At 63.6% G+C, this 21,056-nt stretch carries 18 protein-coding genes; 13 read left to right on the top strand and 5 right to left on the bottom strand.

From position 1 onward, the window contains the following. Window positions 1-41: 41 nt before the first annotated feature. Complete coding sequence (locus HWE04_RS09070; RefSeq protein ID WP_241812186.1) at window positions 42-1,541, bottom strand: FAD-binding oxidoreductase; 1,500 nt, start codon at window positions 1,539-1,541, stop codon at window positions 42-44. A 251-nt stretch (window positions 1,542-1,792) separates the two neighbouring features. Continuing rightward, window positions 1,793-2,707, bottom strand: coding sequence for a LysR family transcriptional regulator (locus tag HWE04_RS09075; RefSeq protein ID WP_241812187.1), 915 nt, complete (start codon window positions 2,705-2,707; stop codon window positions 1,793-1,795). A gap of 119 nt (window positions 2,708-2,826) precedes the next feature. Between HWE04_RS09075 and HWE04_RS09080 the strand changes: the two genes are divergently transcribed. Together HWE04_RS09080 and HWE04_RS09085 are read left to right on the top strand one after the other, a co-directional pair. After that, window positions 2,827-3,600: an SDR family oxidoreductase gene (locus HWE04_RS09080; RefSeq protein WP_077235486.1), complete on the top strand. Its 774-nt coding sequence runs from the start codon at window positions 2,827-2,829 to the stop codon at window positions 3,598-3,600. A 207-nt stretch (window positions 3,601-3,807) separates the two neighbouring features. Further along, the gene (locus HWE04_RS09085; protein WP_039874428.1) at window positions 3,808-4,794 is read left to right on the top strand and encodes a malate dehydrogenase; all 987 of its coding nucleotides are present in this window, start codon (window positions 3,808-3,810) and stop codon (window positions 4,792-4,794) included. A 62-nt stretch (window positions 4,795-4,856) separates the two neighbouring features. On the opposite strand, the gene HWE04_RS09090 is transcribed toward HWE04_RS09085, so the two are convergent. Genes HWE04_RS09090 through HWE04_RS09100 form a run of 3 tightly spaced genes read right to left on the bottom strand, consistent with a single transcriptional unit; the run spans window position 4,857 to window position 7,113 of the window. After that, entirely contained in the window at window positions 4,857-5,165 is a 309-nt protein-coding gene (locus HWE04_RS09090) for a Dabb family protein (protein WP_039874383.1), read from the bottom strand. 1 nt (window position 5,166) lies between these two features. Next, window positions 5,167-6,234, bottom strand: coding sequence for a maleylacetate reductase (locus tag HWE04_RS09095; protein WP_241812188.1), 1,068 nt, complete (start codon window positions 6,232-6,234; stop codon window positions 5,167-5,169). Between the two features lie 12 nt (window positions 6,235-6,246). Then, window positions 6,247-7,113 carry an intradiol ring-cleavage dioxygenase gene (locus tag HWE04_RS09100; RefSeq protein WP_006462093.1) on the bottom strand — a complete coding sequence of 289 codons (867 nt, stop codon included), beginning with the start codon at window positions 7,111-7,113 and terminating at the stop codon, window positions 6,247-6,249. A gap of 129 nt (window positions 7,114-7,242) precedes the next feature. On the opposite strand from HWE04_RS09100, the gene HWE04_RS09105 reads away from it, so the two are divergent. The 11 genes from HWE04_RS09105 to HWE04_RS09160 all read left to right on the top strand — a co-directional run bounded on the left by HWE04_RS09105 (window position 7,243) and on the right by HWE04_RS09160 (window position 20,652). Then, window positions 7,243-8,160: a LysR family transcriptional regulator gene (locus HWE04_RS09105; RefSeq protein ID WP_077235483.1), complete on the top strand. Its 918-nt coding sequence runs from the start codon at window positions 7,243-7,245 to the stop codon at window positions 8,158-8,160. Window positions 8,161-8,304: 144 nt separating this feature from the next. Then, complete coding sequence (locus tag HWE04_RS09110; RefSeq protein ID WP_241812189.1) at window positions 8,305-8,907, top strand: chalcone isomerase family protein; 603 nt, start codon at window positions 8,305-8,307, stop codon at window positions 8,905-8,907. Next, on the top strand, window positions 8,904-10,148 hold the full coding sequence (locus HWE04_RS09115) for an MFS transporter (protein ID WP_446719217.1): 1,245 nt from the start codon (window positions 8,904-8,906) through the stop codon (window positions 10,146-10,148). The genes HWE04_RS09110 and HWE04_RS09115 overlap by 4 nt, the downstream gene beginning before the upstream one ends. Window positions 10,149-10,157: 9 nt before the next feature. After that, on the top strand, window positions 10,158-11,720 hold the full coding sequence (locus HWE04_RS09120) for a cryptochrome/photolyase family protein (RefSeq protein WP_241812190.1): 1,563 nt from the start codon (window positions 10,158-10,160) through the stop codon (window positions 11,718-11,720). Window positions 11,721-11,956: 236 nt separating this feature from the next. Beyond that, a complete protein-coding gene (locus HWE04_RS09125) occupies window positions 11,957-12,592 on the top strand; it encodes a response regulator (protein ID WP_006462088.1) in 636 nt (211 codons plus the stop codon). 29 nt (window positions 12,593-12,621) lie between these two features. Then, the gene (locus HWE04_RS09130) at window positions 12,622-14,292 is read left to right on the top strand and encodes a sensor histidine kinase (protein WP_174616812.1); all 1,671 of its coding nucleotides are present in this window, start codon (window positions 12,622-12,624) and stop codon (window positions 14,290-14,292) included. Between the two features lie 15 nt (window positions 14,293-14,307). Continuing rightward, window positions 14,308-14,703 (top strand): Hpt domain-containing protein, encoded by a 396-nt coding sequence (locus HWE04_RS09135; RefSeq protein WP_077235479.1) that lies wholly within the window; start codon window positions 14,308-14,310, stop codon window positions 14,701-14,703. Window positions 14,704-14,750: 47 nt separating this feature from the next. Then, the gene (locus HWE04_RS24455) at window positions 14,751-17,069 is read left to right on the top strand and encodes a hybrid sensor histidine kinase/response regulator (RefSeq protein ID WP_274620086.1); all 2,319 of its coding nucleotides are present in this window, start codon (window positions 14,751-14,753) and stop codon (window positions 17,067-17,069) included. A gap of 114 nt (window positions 17,070-17,183) precedes the next feature. Next, on the top strand, window positions 17,184-18,920 hold the full coding sequence (locus HWE04_RS09150) for a methyl-accepting chemotaxis protein (protein WP_241812191.1): 1,737 nt from the start codon (window positions 17,184-17,186) through the stop codon (window positions 18,918-18,920). Between the two features lie 15 nt (window positions 18,921-18,935). Continuing rightward, a complete protein-coding gene (locus HWE04_RS09155; RefSeq protein ID WP_241812192.1) occupies window positions 18,936-19,898 on the top strand; it encodes a chemotaxis protein in 963 nt (320 codons plus the stop codon). A gap of 316 nt (window positions 19,899-20,214) precedes the next feature. Beyond that, entirely contained in the window at window positions 20,215-20,652 is a 438-nt protein-coding gene (locus tag HWE04_RS09160; protein ID WP_006462082.1) for a bacteriohemerythrin, read from the top strand. The last annotated feature ends 404 nt before the right edge of the window (window positions 20,653-21,056 follow it).

Here is a 21,056-nt window from a genome sequence, read left to right on the forward strand (position 1 = left end):
CGATCGGACCCGGGGTGGATCAGGTCCAGGCGATTCCCTCTTCAAGCTGACGGTATGCTTTGCTCGAACGTGAACAGCTTCTCGGGATCGTACTTTCTCTTCACCCGCATCAGTCGTGTCAGATTGCCGCCGTAATAGGCCTTGGCCCAGTGGGGCAGGTTCCGGCTGGGGAAATTCACGTAGGACTGCGGCAGCATATAGCACTGCATGTCCTCGAAGTAAGCGGCCAGCCATGCCTGTTGCCGGCGCACCGTGTCAGGATGATCGATCGGCGCCCAGGCACTCTCCATCTCGAAGATGTAATTGGCATTGCGGTGCACATACGCGGTGGCGTCCGCCGCCACCTCCCTGACCTTGCCGCCGATGGCGAACAGGATGCCCATGTTCTGCGGCAGCAGCGAGCCGCCGGGCCATTTCATCATCCAGCGCAGCATGGTTTCCAGCGCTTCCGGCGGCAGCTTGTCGGCGACGTAGCTCGAACGCAGATCGTACATGCCATTCGGATCATCGGTGATGAGGTAGTCGCGTGCTTGCCAGTAGCTCATCTGGCGGATGTCCTGCTTGATCGGTTTGACCATACTGAGCGCCGGTGCCAGCACTTCCAGCGCCTTTTCGCGCGGACCGAAGAACTGGCCCAAGGTGGTCACCAGCAGCTGGTCGCGCTTCGGATACGCACCTGGCGCGCTGGGATAGGCCTTGGTGCGGGTGGAGATATGCTGCGCGTGCTCGTTCTGGATCGCTTGCAGGGCAAGCAGCAATTCGACCTGCTTCTCGCCCGGCCACACGATGTTGAAGATGGTCACATCATCCTTGACCTCATGCAATTCGAAGCTGAATGCGGTGTTGACGCCAAAGTTGCCGCCACCCCCGCCGCGCAGCGCCCAGAACAGGTCGCTGTAATCACCGCCGGCATCGGCGGAGACCTGCTTGCCGCTGGCCAGCACCAGGTCGGTCTGCACCAGGCTGTCGCAGGTCAGGCCCGCGTGGGTCGCGGAAAAACCCCAGCCGCCGCCCAGCACCAGGCCGCTGGCACCCACGGTCGGGCAACGGCCTGAGGGGATTGCGAAATTGGTACCGCTGAAAGCGTCGGCCATATCCTGATTGCAGGCACCGGCCTGGATGTAGCCACGGTTCTTGTCGAGGTCGTACCACACCTTGTTCATCGCCTTGACGTCGATCAGCAAGCCCCGGGTGGTGGAGAATCCAGCGTAGTTGTGGCCGCCCGAGCGGATCGCAAACGGCTCGCGATGGTCGGCCGCCCAGCGCAGGCAGAGCTGGACATCATGCGCGTCGGCGCACATCGCCACGGCGCGTGGCAGGATGTCGGCATAGCGGGCATTGTTGGGTGCAGCGGCCATTGCATAGCCCATTTCACCCGGGAAGATCAGACGGCCGTGCATGCTGCTGCGCAGGGCTCGCAGGTTTCTGGGGGAATGTAGCGCGGGCGCGGCGAGCAGCGCCGAAGGAACACTGCCCGCATACAGCAATGCCGCCCCGGCCTGCAAAAATTTGCGACGCGGCAGGTTTTCGAAGTAACTCATTCTTCCCCCCAAGTGAATTTTTTCAGCAACGTATTGATAACGTCTTGGCGAACGATTCTAACTCAGCAATATGTCGTCACAGAAACGCCCGCTCGGATGCGGGAGGAAAGCGGCAGCGCCGGAATATCCAGGCTGGATGCTGGCCACGCAAAGTGCTGATCGCCTGGGTCCGGTGGATCTCTGGAGCGAGGCCCTGCACTCCTGAGGCAGAGCGGACGCAGCTCTTCCGTGCAATCCTTCAGCGCGGCTTTTCAGCGCCTGTGCGAGGTCAGGACCGTGGACATGTACTCCAGCGCAAAGTCCACGAAGGTCCTGGCCCGCAGCGGCAGGTTGCGCCGCGCCGGATAGACCACATGCGCCGGCAGCGTGCTGGCTTCCCACTTCGGCAGCAGTCGCACCAGCCGGCCGGAGACCAGATCCTCCTCGACCAGCCAGGTCGGCAACGCCGCCACGCCGAGGTCCATGCGCGCTGCTTCGCGCAGGCTGGTCACGCCTTCGGATTGCAGCAGCGGGCGTACCTGCAGGCGACTTTCTTCCCCGTCCCGATACAGCGTTACCTCGCGCGTACCGCCAAAGGTAGCGGACGAGAGGATCACCCACGGCCATTCCTGCAGGTCTTCCGGACGACGGCAGCGGCGGTGTGCCGCCACCAGCCCGGGCGACGCCACCACATGACGGCGGATCTGTCCCAGGGAGCGCGCCACCACCCGGTCGTCGGTCAGCTCGCCAGCGATGATGCCAACGTCGCAGCCCTCCTCGATCATGTGCAGCGGACGGTTCGAATAGGCCAGTTCCATCGTCACGCCGGGGTGGGCGTGGATGAAACTGCTGATGAGACGACTCACCACGGTCTGCCCGAAGTCGATGGTGGAAAACACCCGGATGTTGCCCTGCAGTCCGCCCTGTTCCAGCCTCAGTCGTTGCTGGGCTGCGTCGGCCAGTTCGATGATGGCGCGGGCATCGTGCAGGAAGCGCTGGCCGGTCTCGGTCAGGCTCATGCGATGGGTATCGCGCCTGAGCAGCTCGGCGCCGCACTGCTGTTCCAACGCGCTCAACTGCCGGCTCAGGGTCGGCTGGGCCATCTGCAGCGACCGTGCAGCCGCGGAGATGCTGCCGCATTCGACGATGGCAACGAAGCTGCGCAACAGGAGCAGATCATCGAACATGGCTATGCAATAAGTGGATAAGCGATATGTCGATTATACGACTACAGCAGAAGCGATACCGGTGAGATGATTCTTCCATGCCGTTCCGTCCCAATGACTTTCCATTCAGGAGAAAAACCATGACCAGTATCGCCAATACCGCTTCCGGCTCCCGTTCCAGCAACAAGGTCGCCATCGTCACCGGCGCATCACGCGGCATCGGGGCGGCCATCGCCAGGCGCCTGGCGGCCGACGGCATCGCCGTCATCATCAACTATGCCGGTCGCAAGGCCGACGCAGACGCGGTCGTGGCCGGGATCGAAGCCGCCGGCGGACGGGCTGCCGCCGTCCAGGCCGATGTCGCCGTCCCGGCACAGGTGGCCGCCATGGTTGATCAGGCTTGCACGCTTTTCGGTGGCGTCGACTTCCTGGTCAATAACGCCGGCATCATCCAGCCCGGCCTGACCATGCTGGCCGATACCGATGACGAGCTCTTCGACCGCTTGATCGCCATCAACCTCAAAGGAAGCTTCAACACCATGCGCATCGCCGCCAAACGGCTGCGCGACGGCGGCCGCATCGTCAACTTTTCCAGCAGCGTGAAAGCCCTGGCGTTGCCCGGGTATTCGGTCTATGCCGGCACCAAGGCGGCGGTGGAGGCCATGACCAACATCTTCGCCAAGGAACTGCGCGGACGCGGCATCACCGTCAATGCCGTGGCGCCGGGACCGACCGCCACCGATCTCTTCCTCAAGGACAAGACCGAGGCCCAGATCGAACACCTGGCCAAGCTGCCGCCGCTGGAACGCCTGGCGCAGCCGGACGATATCGCCGAGGTGGTGGCCTTCCTGGTCAGCCCGGCCGGCGGCTGGATCAACGGCCAGACCATCCGCGCCAATGGCGGCATGGTCTAAGCGGTCGGGAGACAGCAATACCGAGGCAAATATCTACCTTTTTTGTAGGTTGATCAAAACAGATTAAGTTGTTTTACAGCTTCATCAGACGTGCGTAAAGTGGATTCACGGTCTGCGAGAACAGTCCAGGCAAGACGGGCGGTGGAGGTCGAAGCTTCAGATTCGATTTCTGCTGCACCGGGCCTCCCATTCATCAACTATGAGTCCATCATGAAGCCAATCAAGCACATCGCCATCACCGGCGCCGCCGGTCAAATCGGTTATTCACTGGTCTTTCGCATCGCCAACGGCGACATGCTGGGGCCAGACCAGCCGGTCAGCCTGCGCTTGCTGGATGTCCCTGCGGCGCAGCCGGCACTGCGCGGCGTGGAAATGGAATTGCAGGACTGCGCCTTCCCGCTGCTGCGGGGTATCGTCTGCACGGATGACGCAGAGCGCGCCTTCGATCAGGTCGATCACGCCATCCTGGTCGGCGCACAGCCGCGCCAGAAGGGCATGGAACGGCGCGACCTGCTGGCAGCCAACGCCAACATCTTCGCCCAGCAGGGGCGCGCACTCAATGCCGTTGCCAGCCGCTCGGTCAAGGTGCTGGTGGTCGGCAACCCGGCCAATACCAATGCCCTCATCGCCATGAGTGCCGCCCCCGACCTCGCCCCCGCCTGCTTCAGCGCGATGATGCGACTGGACCACAATCGGGCTCGCGCCATGCTGGCCACGCGCCTGGGCGAACCGGTGGATAGCCTGGAGCAGGTGATGGTGTGGGGCAATCACTCACCCACCATGTATGCCGACTATCGCTTCGCGCTGGTCGGAGGCGAGCCGGTGCCCCTGCGTATCCAGGATGAGCAATGGAATCGGGAAGTCTTCATTCCCCGCGTGGCACAACGTGGCAGTGCGGTGATTGAAGCCCGCGGCAAATCATCAGCGGCATCAGCCGCCAGTGCGGCGGTGGACCACATGCGTGACTGGGTCTGCGGCAGCCACGGCCGGTGGGTATCAATGAGCCTGCCCTCCAATGGCGACTACGATATTCCGGAAGGGATTTTCTTTGGCGTGCCAGTGCGCTGCGAAGAAGGTCGCATTGAACGTATCACCGGCCTGGCGATCGACGCGTTCGCACGTGAACGCCTGCAGGGGGCCGTCGATGAACTGATGGAAGAACGCGCCGCCATCGGTCACCTGCTGCTGCGCTGATCGATGGGCGTGGCGCGTCTGCCACTTTTGCGCAGCCTTTCAGCCCGGCTTTTGGTCGCTTTTCAGCGCACCGGATAATCCACCTGGTGCCGCGCGATGCGCAGGCTGCCTAGTTGCTGGCGCACGGCCAGGTGGGCGGGATGATCGGCATAGGCGCGCAAGGCCTCGGCGCTGTCGAATTCCGTGACCAGCACCACGTCACAGGCGTAATCGACGCCACTGACGTCGGTGCCGACCTCCAGATGGCGCAGGCCGGGAATGCGGCCGGCCAGCCCTTCGAAGGCTTGCCTGACCTGTTCGACATTGGCCAGATGCGGCGCGCTACCGCGCTCGCCCTGGATGTCCCACATCACGATGTGCCGCACCGCCATCTCAGTTCCCCGCAGCCGGTGCATGGCCATGCCAGGCATTTTCCAGCAAGGCGCGCAAGGCGGCCCGCTCCAGCGGACGTGGATTGGCGTAGGCATTCTGCAAGGCGATATCGGTGCAGCGATCAAGCTCTTCATGGGGCATGCCCAGCTCGCGCAGCGACAACGGCGCCTGCAGCGTGCGCGCCAGCGCATGCACGCCCTGTGCTGCGTCCCCGCTACCGAGGGCGCGGGCGATGCGCTGCATGGCTTGCGGCGCGGCCGGCGCATTGTAGGCCAGTGCATGCGGCAGGATCACGGTGTGGGTCTCGGCATGCGGCAGGTTGTAGCTGCCGCCCAGCGTGTGGCACAGCTTGTGATGCAGCGACATGCCGACATTGCCCAGCACCGTCCCGCACAGCCAGGCGCCGTACAGGCATTGGCTGCGGGCGTCCAGGTCATCGGCGCGCAGGACGATCTGCGGCAGCCCTTCGGCCAGTGCGCGGATACCCTCCTCGGCCAGCATCGACATGATGGGATTGGCATCGGGCGCGTACAAACCCTCAGCCGCATGCGCCATGGCATTGATGCCGCTGGTGACCGACAAGGGCAGCGGCAGGCCCAGGCTCAACTCGGGATCGTAGATCACGGTGCGCGGCAAGACGCGCACATCGCGCCCGGTCTTCTTGAGGCCGGCTTCGGTGATGCCATAGATCGGCGTCATCTCGCTGCCGGCATAGGTGGTCGGGATGGCCAGGATGGGCAGCTCGGACTCCAGTGCGATGGCCTTGCCCAGGCCCATGGTGGAACCGCCGCCGATGGCGATGGCGCAGTCGGCCTCCAGTTCGCGGGCGACTTCGCGGGCGTGGCGCGCGGTCTCGATGGGCACATGCATGACGGCCTGGTCGAAGATGCCGGCGCAGCGCTCGCCGATCAGCGCGGCCACGCGTTCGGCCTCGGCACGCTGGCCCGGGGTGCACAGCACCAGCGCGCGGCGGGCGCCCAGCTGCTCGGTTTCACGGACCAGATGTTGCAGGCTGCCGGCGCCGAAGATCACACGGGCGGCAGCGCTGGTGTAGGTAAAGGCTTGCATGACGGTCTCGGTTCAGTTGCGCTGGGGATTGAGGATGAAATCATAGTGCAGCGTGTAGAACGGCTGCTCGCAATGGCTGCCATCGGGGGCGATGCCCGCTTCATGGCGCGGCCAGTCGGCAATCAGCGTGGAACGCACACCGAACACCGCATCCGAGTCCAGGTAGTGGTCGCCGCGGCGGAACACGTGGGTGATCAATGTTTCATATCCCTCGGCCCGGATGCGAAAGTGCAGGTGGGCCGGGCGCCATGGATGCCGGCCCAGCTTGTCCAGCATCCGCCCTACCGGGCCATCATGCGGGATGGGATAGGAGTTGGCCAGGATGCTGCGGAAATGGAAGCGCCCCTGGGCGTCGGTCTGCAGGGTGCCACGGGCTTGCAGCTGGTCCAGGTCTGGATACTGCACGTCGTAGAAGCCATCCTCGTCGGCCTGCCAGACTTCCAGCGTGGCATGGGCCAGCGGCTGCCCATCCAGTCCGCGCACACTGCCACTGACAAAGCAGGGCTCGCCCCGTGCGCCGTTGGCGATGTCGGCACCCAGTTCGTAGCGCGGTGAATTCTCGACATGGAAAGGACCGAACACCGTGGCCTCGGTGCAACCGGCGGGCTTGTGGTTCTGCTGCGCCATCACCAGCGTGGACAGGCCCAGGGTGTCGGAGAGGAGGATGAATTCCTGGCGCTTGTCGGAACACATCTGGCCGGTCTCGGTGAGAAACCGGATGCCCTCGAACCATTCTTCCTCGGTCAGCTTGACCTCGCGGGCGAAGGCGTGCAGGTGCTGCACCAGGCTGGTCATGATCTGCCGCAGGCGCTCGTCGGGCATGCCTGCATGGCGGGCCAGCACGGCCTGGGTGATGGTGTCTTCGTTCAGGTTGAGCATGGTCTCCTCGCTTATTTTGGGTGGATCGTCCAGATTTTTCCGCTGGGCGTTAATATAGGCCGGTTTTTTGGAGGGATATATGCCGGAAGTGGAAAACTGTTTTCCACCCGGCCATGACGGGAGACCCGGGTGGACCGCTGGAGCCAATTCGAACTCTTCGTGCAGGTAGCCGAGCTGGGCAGCCTGTCGCGTGCGGCAGAGGTGCTGGGCATGTCCAACGCCGCGGCCAGCCGCAGCCTGGCGGCGCTGGAAGAACGCCTGGGTGCACGCCTGGTGGAGCGCAGCACGCGCCGCCTGGGGCTGAGCCAGACCGGTGAAGCCTTCTACCGCCAATGCAAGGCGGCCCTGGTGCAGATGAAGGAGGCCGAGGAACTGGTCAACGCCAATAGCGTGGCGCCCAGCGGCATGCTGCGGGTGACCTCCTCGCTGTCGTTCTGCATGAAGCACATCAGCCCCATCCTGCCGCGCTTTCACCGGCTCTATCCGGACATCACGCTGGACCTGGTAGCGGCCAATCGCTACGTCGACCTGCTCGACAGTGGCATCGATGTGGCCATCCGCACCCGCGAGTTCGAACCGGATTCCAACATCGCCGTGCGCCGCCTGGCCTCGACCCGCCGCATCCTGGCCGCCGCTCCGGGTTACCTGGCCGCACGTGGCGTACCGCGCACGCTGGAGGACCTGGCCACGCACGACCTGCTGGTCTACAGCCATGCCAACCAGCCCAACAGCCTGCGCTTTCACCACCGCCAGGCCGGTGAACGCACGCTGGAGATCAGCGCCCTGATGCAATCCAACGACGGCCAGATCATCCGGGCCGCCGCGCTGGAGGGGCTGGGCATCCTGATCCAGCCCAATTACATCATCTACGACGACGTCGTCGCCGGCCGGCTGGTGCCGGTGCTGGATGACTGGGACCTGCCGCGCCTGACCATCAATATCGCCTACCAGGGGCGCAAGCACCTGCCGGCCAAGGTCCGGGTGTTCATCGATTTCCTGGTCCAGCACTTCGAGGAGATGGACTACGAGCGCAAATGGACGCGCTGAACGGTCTGGCTCGAACACTATAATACCGATTGGTAAATAAAAAATACCGAGTAGTAGCGTTCGCCTTTCTTTGGTAGTAATCTAGCGAGCATGTGAAGCGCCGCGCATTGGTGCACCCTACCTTCGCCCCGAGGAATGACCCGCATGTCCATCGCTACCGCCCTGTTCACCCTGTTTGCCTCCCTGTCTTCGTCTTACCGGCGGCGCCTGATGACAGGCATCGCTCTGGGCCTGCAACTCTCCCTGGCCGGGACCGCCTTCGCGCAGGCCGCTCCGCAAGCCACCCCACCCTGGCGCGAAGTGCTGCCGCAGGCGCAGACAGTGGGCAGCGGCACCATGCGCTGGCTGGGCCTGCGCATCTATGACGCCACCCTGTGGGCGCCGCAGCGCCCTCTGGACGACAACCAGCCTTTCGCGCTGCAACTGGATTACAAGGTCGGCATCAGCCGCGACCGGCTGGCCAATACCTCCATCGACGAAATCCAGCGCATGAGTCCGGCGCCGATCCCCGGCCCCACGCTGGCGCGCTGGAAGAGCGAGCTCAGCCGCGCCTTCGTCGATGTCGCCGATGGCGATGAACTGGTGGGCGTCTATCTGCCCCGACGTGGCATGCGGCTCTATGACAGGAACAAGCTGCTGGCCGAGATCGCCGATCCCGAACTGGCACGCTCCTTCTTCAATATCTGGCTCGGCCAGCCCAGCCGTGACGACAGCCTGCGACGCCGCCTGCTGGGGGAAACGCCTTGAGTGCAGGCACCGCCCGCCTGCCCGGGCGCTGGCACGACCCGGCCTACGGTATGCTGGGCGCACCGCTGGCGATGGCGGCGCTGCCGCTGTTCGTACAGCTGCCGGCGTATTACGCCAGCCATGTCGGCGTGGCGCTGGCTCCGCTGGGGTGGGTCCTGTTCGCCGCACGCCTGCTGGACATGCTGCAGGACCCGCTCTTCGGTCATCTGCTGGATCACTCGGCGCAACGCCAGAAGCGCTGGATGGGCCTGGCCGCGCTGGTGCTGGCACTGGCTTTCGTCTGTCTGTGGAATCCTCCCGCCACGCCCCAGGCGGCCATGCCCTGGCTGGTCGGCATGCTGGTGCTGGCCTATGGCGCGCACAGCATGCTGAGCATCGCCTACCTGTCATGGGGCTCGCGCCTGCCTGACGATGGTCTGCGCGCCGTGGCCTGGCGCGAGGCGGCCGGGTTGGTCGGGGTGATCGTGGCCAGCGTGGTGCCGGTGGGCATCCTGGCCGCCGACCCGGCGCAGGTAACGGCCCGTCTCAATATGTATTGCCTGTTCTTTGCCGCCGTGCTGGGCGTGGCGCTAGTGCTGTTGCTGCGCCAGCCGGCGCCGCCCACCGTGGCAGCCGGGCAGCCGTGGCGACAGGCGCTGACCAGCCTGTGGGCCAATCACGCCTTCCGCGCCCTGTTGTCCCCCTATCTGCTCAATGCCCTGTCGGCTGCCATTCCGGCCACGCTGGCGTTGTTCTTCATCGAAGATCAATTGCAGGAGAAGGCCCTGGCCGGCCTGTTCCTGGCCGCCTATTTCGGCGCGGCCGCGCTGGGTCTGCCGCTGTGGAGTGCGCTGGCGCGCAAGGTCGGCGCGGTGGCCTGCTGGCGCCTGGCCATGCTGCTGTCGACCGTGGGCTTCATCGGCGCGGCGTGGCTGGGGCCGGGAGATCGCCTCGCCTTCCTTGCCGTGTGCCTGGCCACCGGTGCCGCACTGGGCGCCGACCTGCTGCTACCGCCGGTCTTGCTGGCGCGGGTCGTCACCGGGCGCGGCTCGGTGGGCGCGGCCTTTGGCATCCTCACCATGCTGGGCAAGCTGGCGCTGGCCCTGGCCGGCATCGCGCTCCCCATCCTGTCGGCCCTGGATTACCACCCTGGCCAGGGCCCCGGCACCAGCCTGCCCCTGGTCTACGCCGCCCTGCCCTGCCTGCTCAAGCTCTGCGCCTTCGTGGCACTGAGCCGCTATGGGCGCAGGCATCCTTTTTGACGCATCAGCATGAAGAAGAAAGACACGTCCTCGTCTCATCCGGCCCGCACTCTGCGCCTGGTCCTGGGTGACCAGCTCAACCCGCTGCATTCCTGGTTCAATACTGTCGATCCCGAGGTGGTCTACGTGCTCATGGAAGTCCGTTCGGAAACCGACTACGTGCTGCACCACGCGCAGAAGATCCTGGCCATCTTCGCCGCCATGCGTGCCTTTGCCGCGCGCCTGCGCGCCGACGGCCACCGGGTGCGCTACATCAGCCTGGACGATGCCAGCAACCGCCAGTCGCTTGAGGCCAACCTGTCGGCCCTGGTGACCCACTACCAGGCCCAGGAGGTGCAATGGCAGGCGCCGGATGAATGGCGGGTCGACCAGACCTTGCAACAATGGGCCGAGGGCCAGGCGCTGCCGGCAACTGCGGTCGATACCGAGCACTTCCTCACCGCCCGCCATGAGCTGCCGCGCCTCTTCGCCGGGCGCAAGCAATGGCTGATGGAGCACTTCTACCGGCAAATGCGCCGCCGCTTCGAACTGCTGCTCGATGCGGCCGGCCAGCCCGAGGGCGGTCAATGGAATTTCGACCACGACAATCGCAAGCGCTGGCCCGGTACTCCGCCCGAACCGGAAGACTGGCGCGCACCGCACGACCACGGCGCGCTATGGCAGATGCTGCAGCAACAGGGCGTGGCCAGCTTCGGCGAGCCGCAGGCCAAGCAGTTGCGCTGGCCACTGGATCGCGACGAAGCCCTGCAGCACCTGGAGCATTTCATCACCCGCGTGCTGCCCTGCTTCGGCGACTATGAAGACGCGATGAGCAGCCGGGCCCAGCGCCTGTTCCACTCGCTGCTGTCGTTCGCGCTCAACGTCAAGATGCTGCAGCCGTTGGAGGTGGTCCGTCGCGCCGAGCAGGCCTATCGCGATGGCGATGCGCCGCTGGCGGCGGTGGAGGGCTTCATCCGCCAGATCATCGGCTGGCGCGAATACGTGCGGGGCATCTACTGGTCGCAGATGCCCGGCTATGACGAACGCAATGCCCTGGCACACCGGCTGCCGCTGCCGGCCTGGTTCTGGACCGGCCAGACCCGCATGCGCTGTCTGCAGCACGCCATCGGCCAGTCGTTGCAGACGGCACATGCGCATCACATCCAGCGCCTGATGGTCATCGGCAACTTCGCCCTGCTGGCCGGACTGGACCCCAAGGAACTGCACCACTGGTACCTGGGCATCTACATCGATGCCTTCGAATGGGTGGAACTGCCCAACACCCTGGGCATGAGCCAATGGGCCGACGGCGGCATCATCGCCACCAAGCCCTATGTCAGCAGCGCCGCCTATATCGGGCGCATGAGCGACTACTGCCAGGGCTGCGCCTACGATCCCAAGCAGAAGACCGGCGAGGACGCCTGCCCCTTCAATGCCTTGTACTGGGATTTTTTCCTGCGCCACCGTTCCACCTTCGGCAACAACCCGCGCATGGGCATGGCCTACCAGCAACTCAAGAAGATGGACCAGACCGATATCACCCGCCTGCAGGAACAGGCCGCCACCCTGCGCGCTCGCCTGGACAGTCTATAGGGCTGGCACGGGGCATCGTCGGCGGAAACTCCCGCCGGCCGATAACTTCTGCTGGATTGCCCAAAAGCAGGCAAAATACACAAAATCTGACGAACTCACGAAATTCCCTGCCTGATGCGGTCGTCGAAACTGACTGCGCGGCAAGACTGTTGCTTTTCGTCGAAAACCGATTATACCGAATTCAAATTTTATCTAACGAATTTGATTTATTTGTGTAATATACCGATAATGGATTTATGAAAACCGCAAAGACAATCAGCTCCGAGGTCTGCACCACGCAGGAAGCGGCCCATATCCTGGGCATTTCGGTGTCCTCCGTTCAGCAACTGGTCGAGGCCGGCATCATCGAAGCCTGGAAGACCAAGGGCGGTCACCGTCGCATTCCGCTGGCTGCCGTGCATGCCTACAAGGCCACGCCGGGTAGCTCCGGCGACGCTGCCGAGTACAGTCGCAACGCGCCGGCACCGCGCCCTGGCAATGGCCGCACCGCCGTACTGGTGATCGAGGACAACCGCCTGCAACGCGAGCTGTATGCAAGCGCGCTCGGTTCCTGGGGGCTGCCGCTGGATCTGGTCTATTGCGACAACGGTTACAAGGCACTGCTGGAGATCGCGCGCAGCAAACCCGACGTGGTGCTGGCCGATATCGTGATGGAAGGCATGGACGGCTACGAAGTGGTCAAGACCATCCTCAACGATCCACAACTGCGCGATGTGAGCATCGCCATCGTCAGCAGCCTGGATCAGGACGAGATGGCGCAGCGTGGCGGTATTCCGGCAGGGGTGGTGTTCTTCCCCAAACCGGTCAATTTTGATGAATTACGCGGCTACATGCGGGCCTGTTGTGCACGCAGGGAGCGCGAGTCCCGCTAGGGACTACCACTGGAAAGGCCAGCAGCGCCATGGATGACCGGAAAACCTCTCTCTTGCCCCTCCGGTTTGCGCGCATCGATCTGCGCCTGGCGCTGGGGCTGTTTTCCCTGCTGCTGATCTGCGGTCTGTGGCTTGGCGCGCTCAAGGAGCTGCAGAGCAGCCGCGAAAACCACCTGCAGGACGCCCGTCGCGATGCCCAGTCGCTCTCGCGGCTGTTCCTGGAACATGCCTACCGCACCATCGAAGCAGCCGACCAGGCTGCCGTCTACCTGCGTTACCGCTATGGTGAACGCGGCCCGGCCCTGGACCTGGCCAACGAAATCGACAATGGCCTGGTGGCACGCAACGTCTACAACCTCTTCACCATCGTTGACCGCAACGGTGACGTGGTGCTCTCCAGCAAGCCCTTCACGCCCCTGAACCTGTCCGACCGCGAACACATCCAGGTTCACATGCATGGCGGTGAAGACAAGCTTTTCATCAGTACCCCGGTACTGGGCCGCGTCTCCAAGAAATGGTCGCTGCAGCTCACGCGACGCATCAACCGTCCCGACGGCGGCTTCGGCGGCGTGGTAGTGGTCTCGATGGACCCGCAATACTTCACCAGCCTGTACCACCAGATCGATGTCGGCCATCACGGCGTGATCACCCTGGTCGGTGCCGATGGCGTGGCACGGGTGCGCCGCACCGGCGACATGGACGCCATGGGCGAGCAGGTGCGCGGCGGCAAGGTCTACGCTGCCATGCTGGCCCAGGGCAGCGGCGTGGTGGAAGCCGCCAGCCGGGTCGACGGCCGCGAGCGCATCTACGCCTTCCAGAAGCTGCGCGACTACCCGCTCTACGCCTCGGTGGGCATCGACATCGAAGAACGCCTGGCCCCCTACTACCGCGAACGCAACCGTACCCTCACGCTGGCGACCCTGATCACGCTGGCGGTGCTGGTATTCAATGCGGTACTGATCTGGATGGCCGGCTCGCTGCAACGCAGCCGCCAGGACGCCATGCAGGCCAACCAGGCCAAGTCGCGCTTCCTGTCCAACATGTCGCATGAGTTCCGCACCCCGCTCAACGGCGTGCTCGGCTATTCCGACGCCTTGCGCGAGGAGCTGGGGGAGTCGCCCCTGGCGCAGTACGCCACGGCCATCCACGACAGTGGCAATCGCCTGCTGGACCTGGTCAATGCCATTCTGGAGGTGACCGAACTGGAAGACCGCCGCGTAACCGTTCACATGGCACCGGAAAACCTGCGCGAACTGGTCGGGCAGGCTATCGCCCGCCACTATGCGGCTGCCCGCGACAAGGGTGTGCTGCTGGAATGCCGCATTGCAGACGACGTCCCGCAGCTGCTGGTATGCGACCAGCGCAAGGTGCTGCGCGTGCTGGAAAACCTGATCGGCAACGCCGTACGCTATACCGACACAGGCCGCATCATGGTCGAGGTCGAGCGCAGTGCCGCCGACCAGCTCGACATCCATATCAAGGACACCGGCATCGGCATTCCACCCGCGCAACTGGAGACCATCTTCGAGAAGTTCACCCAGGCCGACGACAGCGTGCGCCGTTCCAGGGATGGCGCCGGTCTAGGACTGACCATTGCCCAGCGTCTGGTAACGCTCATGGGGGGCAAACTCGTGTTACAGTCCAAACAACATCAGGGATCGACTTTCAGCTTCACATTGCCAATAGAAGAGCCGAAATAAAACGGCGGCAAAGAAATGAAAACACAGGGGGGAACCGTGCATCCGGGCCAGTCAGCGAGCGACTATCTTCATATCGATCCCAGCGATCTGCTGGAGGCCGTAGGCGGCGATGCGCGCACCGTCGCGGCGCTGGCACGTACCTTCCTCGACAGTGCACCTGACATCTTTTCGCGACTGGAACAGGCGACCCTGGCCGGCAATGCCGACGCCGCCCGCCACGAGAGCCACACCCTCAAGGGCATGTGCGCCCTGTTCAACGCCCGTGTACTGACTGCCCTGCTGCTGCAGACCGAACAGGCCGGCCGCCAGGGCCAGACGCCACGCCCCGAAGAACTGGTGCAACTGCAGGTCAGCTTCGGGCTGGTACTGGATGAGATCCGGCGCTACGCCCACGCGCCCATGTCTGCCTGAATCAGGCCTGCATCCACGTCCACCCACGCCGTACCTGCCTGCACGACATGAGCCAGCCCCTGCCTGCCCCCCGCACCACGCCGCTGCGGCCCCGCATCCGCCGCTCCGCGGTCACGCTGGGCGTACTGCTGCTGGGCCTGCTGATGACCACCCTCATCGTCTCAGGCGCATTGCTGTATCGGGCCAGTCTCAACGACTGGCGCAACGATCTGTCCACCCTCTCCACCGTGCTGGCAGAAAGCACGGCCCAGACCATGTCCTCGGCGCGTCTGGTGATCGACAGCATCCAGTACGACATCGAAGCGGCCAACATCGATGACGAGCTGCAACTCCGCCAGCACGTGGGCAGTGCCGATTTTTCGCAGGCGCTGCGCGAGAAGATCCGCGGACTGCCCTTCATTTCCGGCGTCGGCATCAGCAACGCCGACGGTCGCATCATCGCGCTCTCGCGTGTCCATCCGGCGCCACCGCTGGACCTGAGCGACCGCGACTACTATCTGCACCACAGCAAATCGGCCTCGACCGAAGATTTCCTCGGAGAAACCGTCAATTCACGTGCCGCCGGCGTGCCGACCTTCTACCTGAGCCGGCGCATCAATGATCGCCAGGGGCGCATGCTGGCCATCGTGGTGGTGGCCCTGCCCTGCGCTTTCTTTGAAGACTTCTTCAGTGCCGTCACCAAGGACAAGCCGTTTTCCATCCTGCTCTCGCGCCAGGATGAAAAAGCCCTGATCAGCACCGCCCTGGTCCACGCCACTGATGCCGAGCGCGACATCACGCCGCTGGCTGAACTGCATCCGCAACGACCTTCCAACCAGGATGGCCGCGCCCCCTACTATTTCATGCAGCAGCATTGGCTGGGCATACACCGGCCGGTGCGCAATGCGCCGATGTTTCTGGAGATCGGCGTCACCGACAAGGTCTATTTCGGCGAATGGCTGGAATCCATGTACCCGCTCATGCTGGTGGCGGCCATCAGCCTGGTGGGCCTGATCGGTGGTTTCGCCGTGGCCTTGCGCCAGGCCCAGCGCCGCGAGCAGGACGCCGCCCTGGCCATGCAGTTGAAGGAAGAAGCCGACCAGGCCAACGAGGCCAAGTCACGCTTCCTGGCCATGGTCAGCCATGAAATCCGCACACCCATGAATGGCATCCTGGGCCTGTCCGAACTGCTGATGGAATCGGGCCTGTCCAGCAAACAGCGCCACTATGCCGACAGCATCCACAATGCCAGCAGCGGCCTGGTGCGCATCATCAACGACATCCTGGACTTTTCCAAGATCGAATCCGGCAAGCTGGACCTGGAAGAGGTGGCCTTCCATCCGGCCCGCCTGGCGCGCGATGTGGCCGAGCTGTATCGCCCGTCGATCCACAACCGGGAGGTGGAGTTCGACCTGCGCATCGACTGCGACGAAAGCCTGTGCCTGGTGGGCGATCCCTCGCGCCTGAAACAGGTGCTGGGCAACCTGCTGAGCAACGCCATCAAGTTCACCCCGGCCGGGCACGTGCGCCTGAGCATGTCGGCACGAAAGGAAGAATCGGGGCTCAACCGCTGGCGGCTGTTCTTTGCCGTTGCCGACAGCGGCATCGGCATCACACCGGAAGCCCTGGCGCAACTGTTCCAGCCATTCACCCAGGCCGACAACACGATCTCGCGCCGCTTCGGGGGCACCGGGCTGGGCCTGGCAATCAGCAAGAATCTGGTGGAATTGATGGGTGGAAAGATCGCCTGCCATAGCGTACCGGGCCAGTCGACCCGCTTCAGCTTCGATATCCTCTGCGCCGAAGGCGCGCAGCCGCTGCCCGGCGCCGGCTCACCCTCGCCATCCCCGGTACTGACGGCTTCTACCGTGCAAGCGGAGCAAGCGCCGGCCGCGTCACTCAGTGCGCAGAGGCCGGTGCAGGAGGCGCCCTCCCCCGGCGCCCCTGCCAGCCTCCCCTCGACGGTGATGAACGGCGCCCGCATCCTGGTGGCCGAAGATACCGACATCAACCGCCAGCTCCTGCGCATCCTGCTGGCGCGTCGTGGCTGTGTCCTGCAGGAAGTGGAAAACGGGCTGATGGCAGTTGACGCCCTCCGTCGCGGCAGCTACGACCTTGTGCTCATGGACTGCATGATGCCCATCATGGATGGCTACCAGGCCACCGCCGAAATCCGTGCCATCGAACAGGCCCAGGGTCGCCCGCGCACCCCCATCGTCGCCCTTACGGCCAGTGCCATCGAAGGTGATCGCCAGCGCTGCCTGGACGCCGGCATGGACGATTACCTCAGCAAGCCCTTCACCCAGGTGGGCTTGATGAATACCGTCGAAAAATGGCTGCAGCAAAGCCCCGTCGCCGGAAAACCCCTGAATCAGGAAAATCCCTAAGAAAATAAAACAACTGCTTAATTTGTTTTATTTGATTTATTTGCTTTTCCTCCCTATGATGGTCCCTGAGCGCACTCACACATCCGAATAGCGCACCTATCAGGAGTTGTCATCATGAAATGGTTCTACGATCTGAAAATCGCCCACAAGCTCAACGCTGCCTTTCTGGTGGTGCTGGTGTTCATCGTAGGGCTGGGCGGCTTCGCCATTGCACAACTGGGGCAGGTCAACCAGAGTTCCACCGACATCGCCCGCAACTGGCTGCCCAGCATGAGCACGCTGTCCAAGATCAGCCTGGCACTGGCCCGCTCGCGCAGCTTCGACATGCAGCAGCTGCTGGCCGACGACAAGAAGGAAGAGCAGGCCTCACGTGAGCGCGCCGACAAGCAGATGGACATGCTGATGAAGGAAGTGACGGAATACGGCAAGCTGGTTTCCGAGCCCCGTGAAAAGGAGCTGTATCCGGAAATCCAGCGCAACGTAGCCGAATACAAACAACTGCATGACCGCATTTCCGCCCTGTTCCAGGACGGCCAGAAGCAGGCTGGACACGCCCTGCTCAACAGCGCCTCCACCCCGGTCTATCGCAAGCTGCAGGAGCAGATCAGCGAACTCTCCGAAGTCAACAGCAAGGGAGCTGCCGTCTCCGATGCCACTGCCACCCAGGTCTATGAACAGGCACGTCTGGCCATCATCGTCCTGGTCGTTGCATGCATCACCTTGTCGATGATTCTCTCGTGGTGGATCGCCCGTCTGGTGGCCCGTCCGCTGACCAATGCGGTCGCCATTGCCCGCCAGGTGGCCGAAGGTGACCTGACCGCCGACATCCCCAGCGCCCATCGCGATGAAACCGGCCAGCTGCTGGACGCGCTCAAGCAGATGAACGGCAACCTGCTGAACATCGTGCGTGAAGTGCGCCAGGGTACCGACACCATCTCTACTGCCTCGGCCGAGATCGCGACCGGCAACATGGACCTGTCCTCCCGCACCGAACAACAGGCCGGCGCGCTCGAAGAAACCGCCTCGGCCATGGAAGAACTGACCTCCACCGTGCGCCAGAACTCCGACAACGCCCGCCAGGCCAACCAGCTTGCCGTATCCGCGTCCGAGATCGCCCAGAGTGGCGGCCAGGTGGTCGGCAAGGTGGTCGATACCATGGGCGCCATCAACGAATCCTCGCGCAAGATCGTCGACATCATCGGCGTGATCGACGGCATCGCCTTCCAGACCAACATCCTGGCCCTGAACGCCGCCGTGGAAGCTGCCCGTGCCGGTGAACAGGGACGCGGCTTCGCAGTGGTGGCCTCGGAAGTGCGTTCGCTGGCCCAGCGCAGCGCTGCCGCCGCCCATGAAATCAAGGGTCTCATCGACGACTCCGTGACCAAGGTGGACACTGGCAGCAAGCTGGTCCACGAAGCCGGCCAGACCATGAACGAGGTGGTCGCCAGCGTCAAGCGCGTCTCCGACATCGTGGCCGAGATCACCGCCGCCGGCGCCGAGCAGTCGCAAGGGATCGAACAGATCAACAATGCCGTGGTGCAGATGGACGAAAACACCCAGCAGAATGCCGCCCTGGTGGAACAGGCCGCTGCCGCCGCCAAGGCCCTGCAGGAACAGGCGACACGACTGAGCCAGACCGTTGGCGTGTTCCGCCTCGACAGCAGCCATGTGCCGGCGCCCATGATGCAGGCCGCAGCCGCACCGGTAGTGCGCGACATCACCCCGGCGCGCCCGGCGGTGGCCCAGGCCCGCGCCCGCAGCATCGCCCAGCCGGCTGCACCGACCCGCCCGGCCGCTACCAAAAGCAGCCATGACCATGCCGCCGACAACGGCGACTGGGAACAATTCTGATCCCCGAGGACGACAATGGACGCCTTTCAAAAAGAAATCGACGAACGCACCAACCTGACCTCCAGCAACAAGTTCGAACTGCTGCTGTTCCGTCTGGGAACCCCTGATGGTTCCACCGACAAGCCTGGTGAGCTGTATGGCATCAACGTCTTCAAGATCCGCGAGATCGTTCCCATGATGGACATCACCGCTGCGGCCGGCATGCGCTCGCCGATGCTGGGGATGGTCAACATCCGCGGCCAGGTGATGTCGGTGGTGGACCTGCCGGCGGTGGCCGGTTGCAAGGCTGGTCATGGCATGAACATCCTGCTGATCACCGAATTCGCCCGCCATACCCAGGCTTTTGCGGTGGAGTCGGTGGAAGAGATCGTGCGCCTGGACTGGAGCCAGGTACTGCCGGCCGATTCGCATTCGCCGGGCAGCCTGGTGACCAGCATCGCCCGCCTTGATTCGGCGCTCGATGGCGGCCGGCTGGTCCAGGTGCTGGACGTGGAACATATCCTGAACATGGTCTCGCCGGTGAAGGAACAGCTGCAGAGCCCGTCGCCGGCCAGCAACGAGTTCCGGCTCAAGCCTGGCTCGGTGATCCTGGCCGCCGACGATTCGCGCATGGCGCGTGCCCTGATCGAGCAATGCCTGAAGGACCTGAACCTGCCCTACGTGATGACTACCGATGGCCTCCAGGCCTGGAAGAAACTTCAGGAACTGTCGCAAGCAGCTGAACAGGAAGGCAAGCCGCTGACCGACAAGGTCGCCATGGTGCTGACCGACCTCGAAATGCCGGAAATGGATGGCTTCACCCTGACCCGCAAGATCAAGGCCTCGGACCGATACAAGCAATTGCCGGTGGTGATCCACTCCTCGCTGACCGGTTCAGCCAACGAAGACCATGTGCGTTCGGTGGGCGCCGATGGTTATGTCGCCAAGTTTTCCCCGCCCGAACTGGCAGCAATGCTGCGCAAGGTGCTGCCCCCCTGACGGCACCTACTGCAGAGCCAATGACGGCGCTTTTTACAAGCGCGCGGCCGCCCTCCGGGGTGGCTGACTGAAGCAGGCCGGACGCCACCTTCACGGGTGGCGTCCGGCTTTGTGCCATGCACTTTCCGTCGCCGGCAATGCCGGCAGCTTTGCGCTATCTCAAAATAATTCGAGACCAAGCTTCTAGAATCAGAAGTGAGCGTTCTTCCGGCTAGCGATCACCGATCAGCAACAAACGGCACCGCGCCGTTGCCGGCGACCCGGACGCCTCCGCCCCGACCCGCGACCGGTCGCACCCTGCTGCTGGAGACTGGTCATGCCCCATACCGCCGATCCCACCCCGACCATCGACGCCGGCTTGCATCGCCAGGCCATCCCTGCCTTGCTCACCGACATGGATGCCGAGCACCGCCAGGTGCTGGAGGGCATTGCCGCCCTCGCGGCCTTGCCCGCGGACCGCTTTGCCAGTGCCTATGCGGCGCTGGTCGCCGAGATCGAAGCCGGCTTTCGCCAAGAAGAAAACATGATGGAAGCCATCGGCTATCGCGAAATCCGCGCCCACCGGCGCGACCATGCCGAGCTGCTGGCGCTGATGCACCGCTTGCGCCCCTACCTGGACGATGGCAATGCGCCGCTGGCCGATATCGTGATGGCGATGATCCCGGCCATGCTGGTAAGGCACATGGCCAGCCTGGACCAGGAATTGGCGCTGGCCTTGCGGCAGCATGCGTCAGGCGCAGACGCGGAGCACTGAAACAACACGCCTGCGCGGGCTTGTTTCGTCCGCACTGCAATGCAGGTTCCGTCCGGGGGGCGGGCATTGGACAGCATGCGCCCCCCCTGCCTTGCCCTGCCAGCCTGGAGCGGGTAATCGATCGCGCCGGTAAGGGAGGGCGGAAGGATGGAGACGGCACACTTTCCATCATCTGGCACCCACCAATAAATAAAACAAATTAATCATTTATATTTCGACGTCGCTTTTCTCCAGACGCTCGGAAAGCGGACGGGAAAACGCTATAAAAATTAATATTATCTATATATTTCAGATACTTAGATTAATCCTCGACAAAGCTCATCAGGTCTTTTACTTCCGACAACTACGTTGGTGACGCGCAACGAATTCATTATTTATATCTCGAATAAATCGTTTTTTAAACG

It is taken from the genome of Herbaspirillum sp. C7C2 (genome assembly GCF_022627865.1).
Taxonomy (GTDB): Bacteria; Pseudomonadota; Gammaproteobacteria; order Burkholderiales; family Burkholderiaceae_D; genus Herbaspirillum; species Herbaspirillum frisingense.

Coding starts and splice junctions, on each gene's coding strand:
- HWE04_RS09070 (WP_241812186.1), bottom strand. CDS start 1,541: ATGAGTTACTTCGAAAACCTGCCGCGTCGCAAATTTTTGCAGGCCGGG.
- HWE04_RS09075 (WP_241812187.1), bottom strand. CDS start 2,707: ATGTTCGATGATCTGCTCCTGTTGCGCAGCTTCGTTGCCATCGTCGAA.
- HWE04_RS09080 (WP_077235486.1), top strand. CDS start 2,827: ATGACCAGTATCGCCAATACCGCTTCCGGCTCCCGTTCCAGCAACAAG.
- HWE04_RS09090 (WP_039874383.1), bottom strand. CDS start 5,165: ATGGCGGTGCGGCACATCGTGATGTGGGACATCCAGGGCGAGCGCGGT.
- HWE04_RS09095 (WP_241812188.1), bottom strand. CDS start 6,234: ATGCAAGCCTTTACCTACACCAGCGCTGCCGCCCGTGTGATCTTCGGC.
- HWE04_RS09100 (WP_006462093.1), bottom strand. CDS start 7,113: ATGCTCAACCTGAACGAAGACACCATCACCCAGGCCGTGCTGGCCCGC.
- HWE04_RS09110 (WP_241812189.1), top strand. CDS start 8,305: ATGTCCATCGCTACCGCCCTGTTCACCCTGTTTGCCTCCCTGTCTTCG.
- HWE04_RS09120 (WP_241812190.1), top strand. CDS start 10,158: ATGAAGAAGAAAGACACGTCCTCGTCTCATCCGGCCCGCACTCTGCGC.
- HWE04_RS09125 (WP_006462088.1), top strand. CDS start 11,957: ATGAAAACCGCAAAGACAATCAGCTCCGAGGTCTGCACCACGCAGGAA.
- HWE04_RS09130 (WP_174616812.1), top strand. CDS start 12,622: ATGGATGACCGGAAAACCTCTCTCTTGCCCCTCCGGTTTGCGCGCATC.
- HWE04_RS09135 (WP_077235479.1), top strand. CDS start 14,308: ATGAAAACACAGGGGGGAACCGTGCATCCGGGCCAGTCAGCGAGCGAC.
- HWE04_RS24455 (WP_274620086.1), top strand. CDS start 14,751: ATGAGCCAGCCCCTGCCTGCCCCCCGCACCACGCCGCTGCGGCCCCGC.
- HWE04_RS09150 (WP_241812191.1), top strand. CDS start 17,184: ATGAAATGGTTCTACGATCTGAAAATCGCCCACAAGCTCAACGCTGCC.
- HWE04_RS09155 (WP_241812192.1), top strand. CDS start 18,936: ATGGACGCCTTTCAAAAAGAAATCGACGAACGCACCAACCTGACCTCC.
- HWE04_RS09160 (WP_006462082.1), top strand. CDS start 20,215: ATGCCCCATACCGCCGATCCCACCCCGACCATCGACGCCGGCTTGCAT.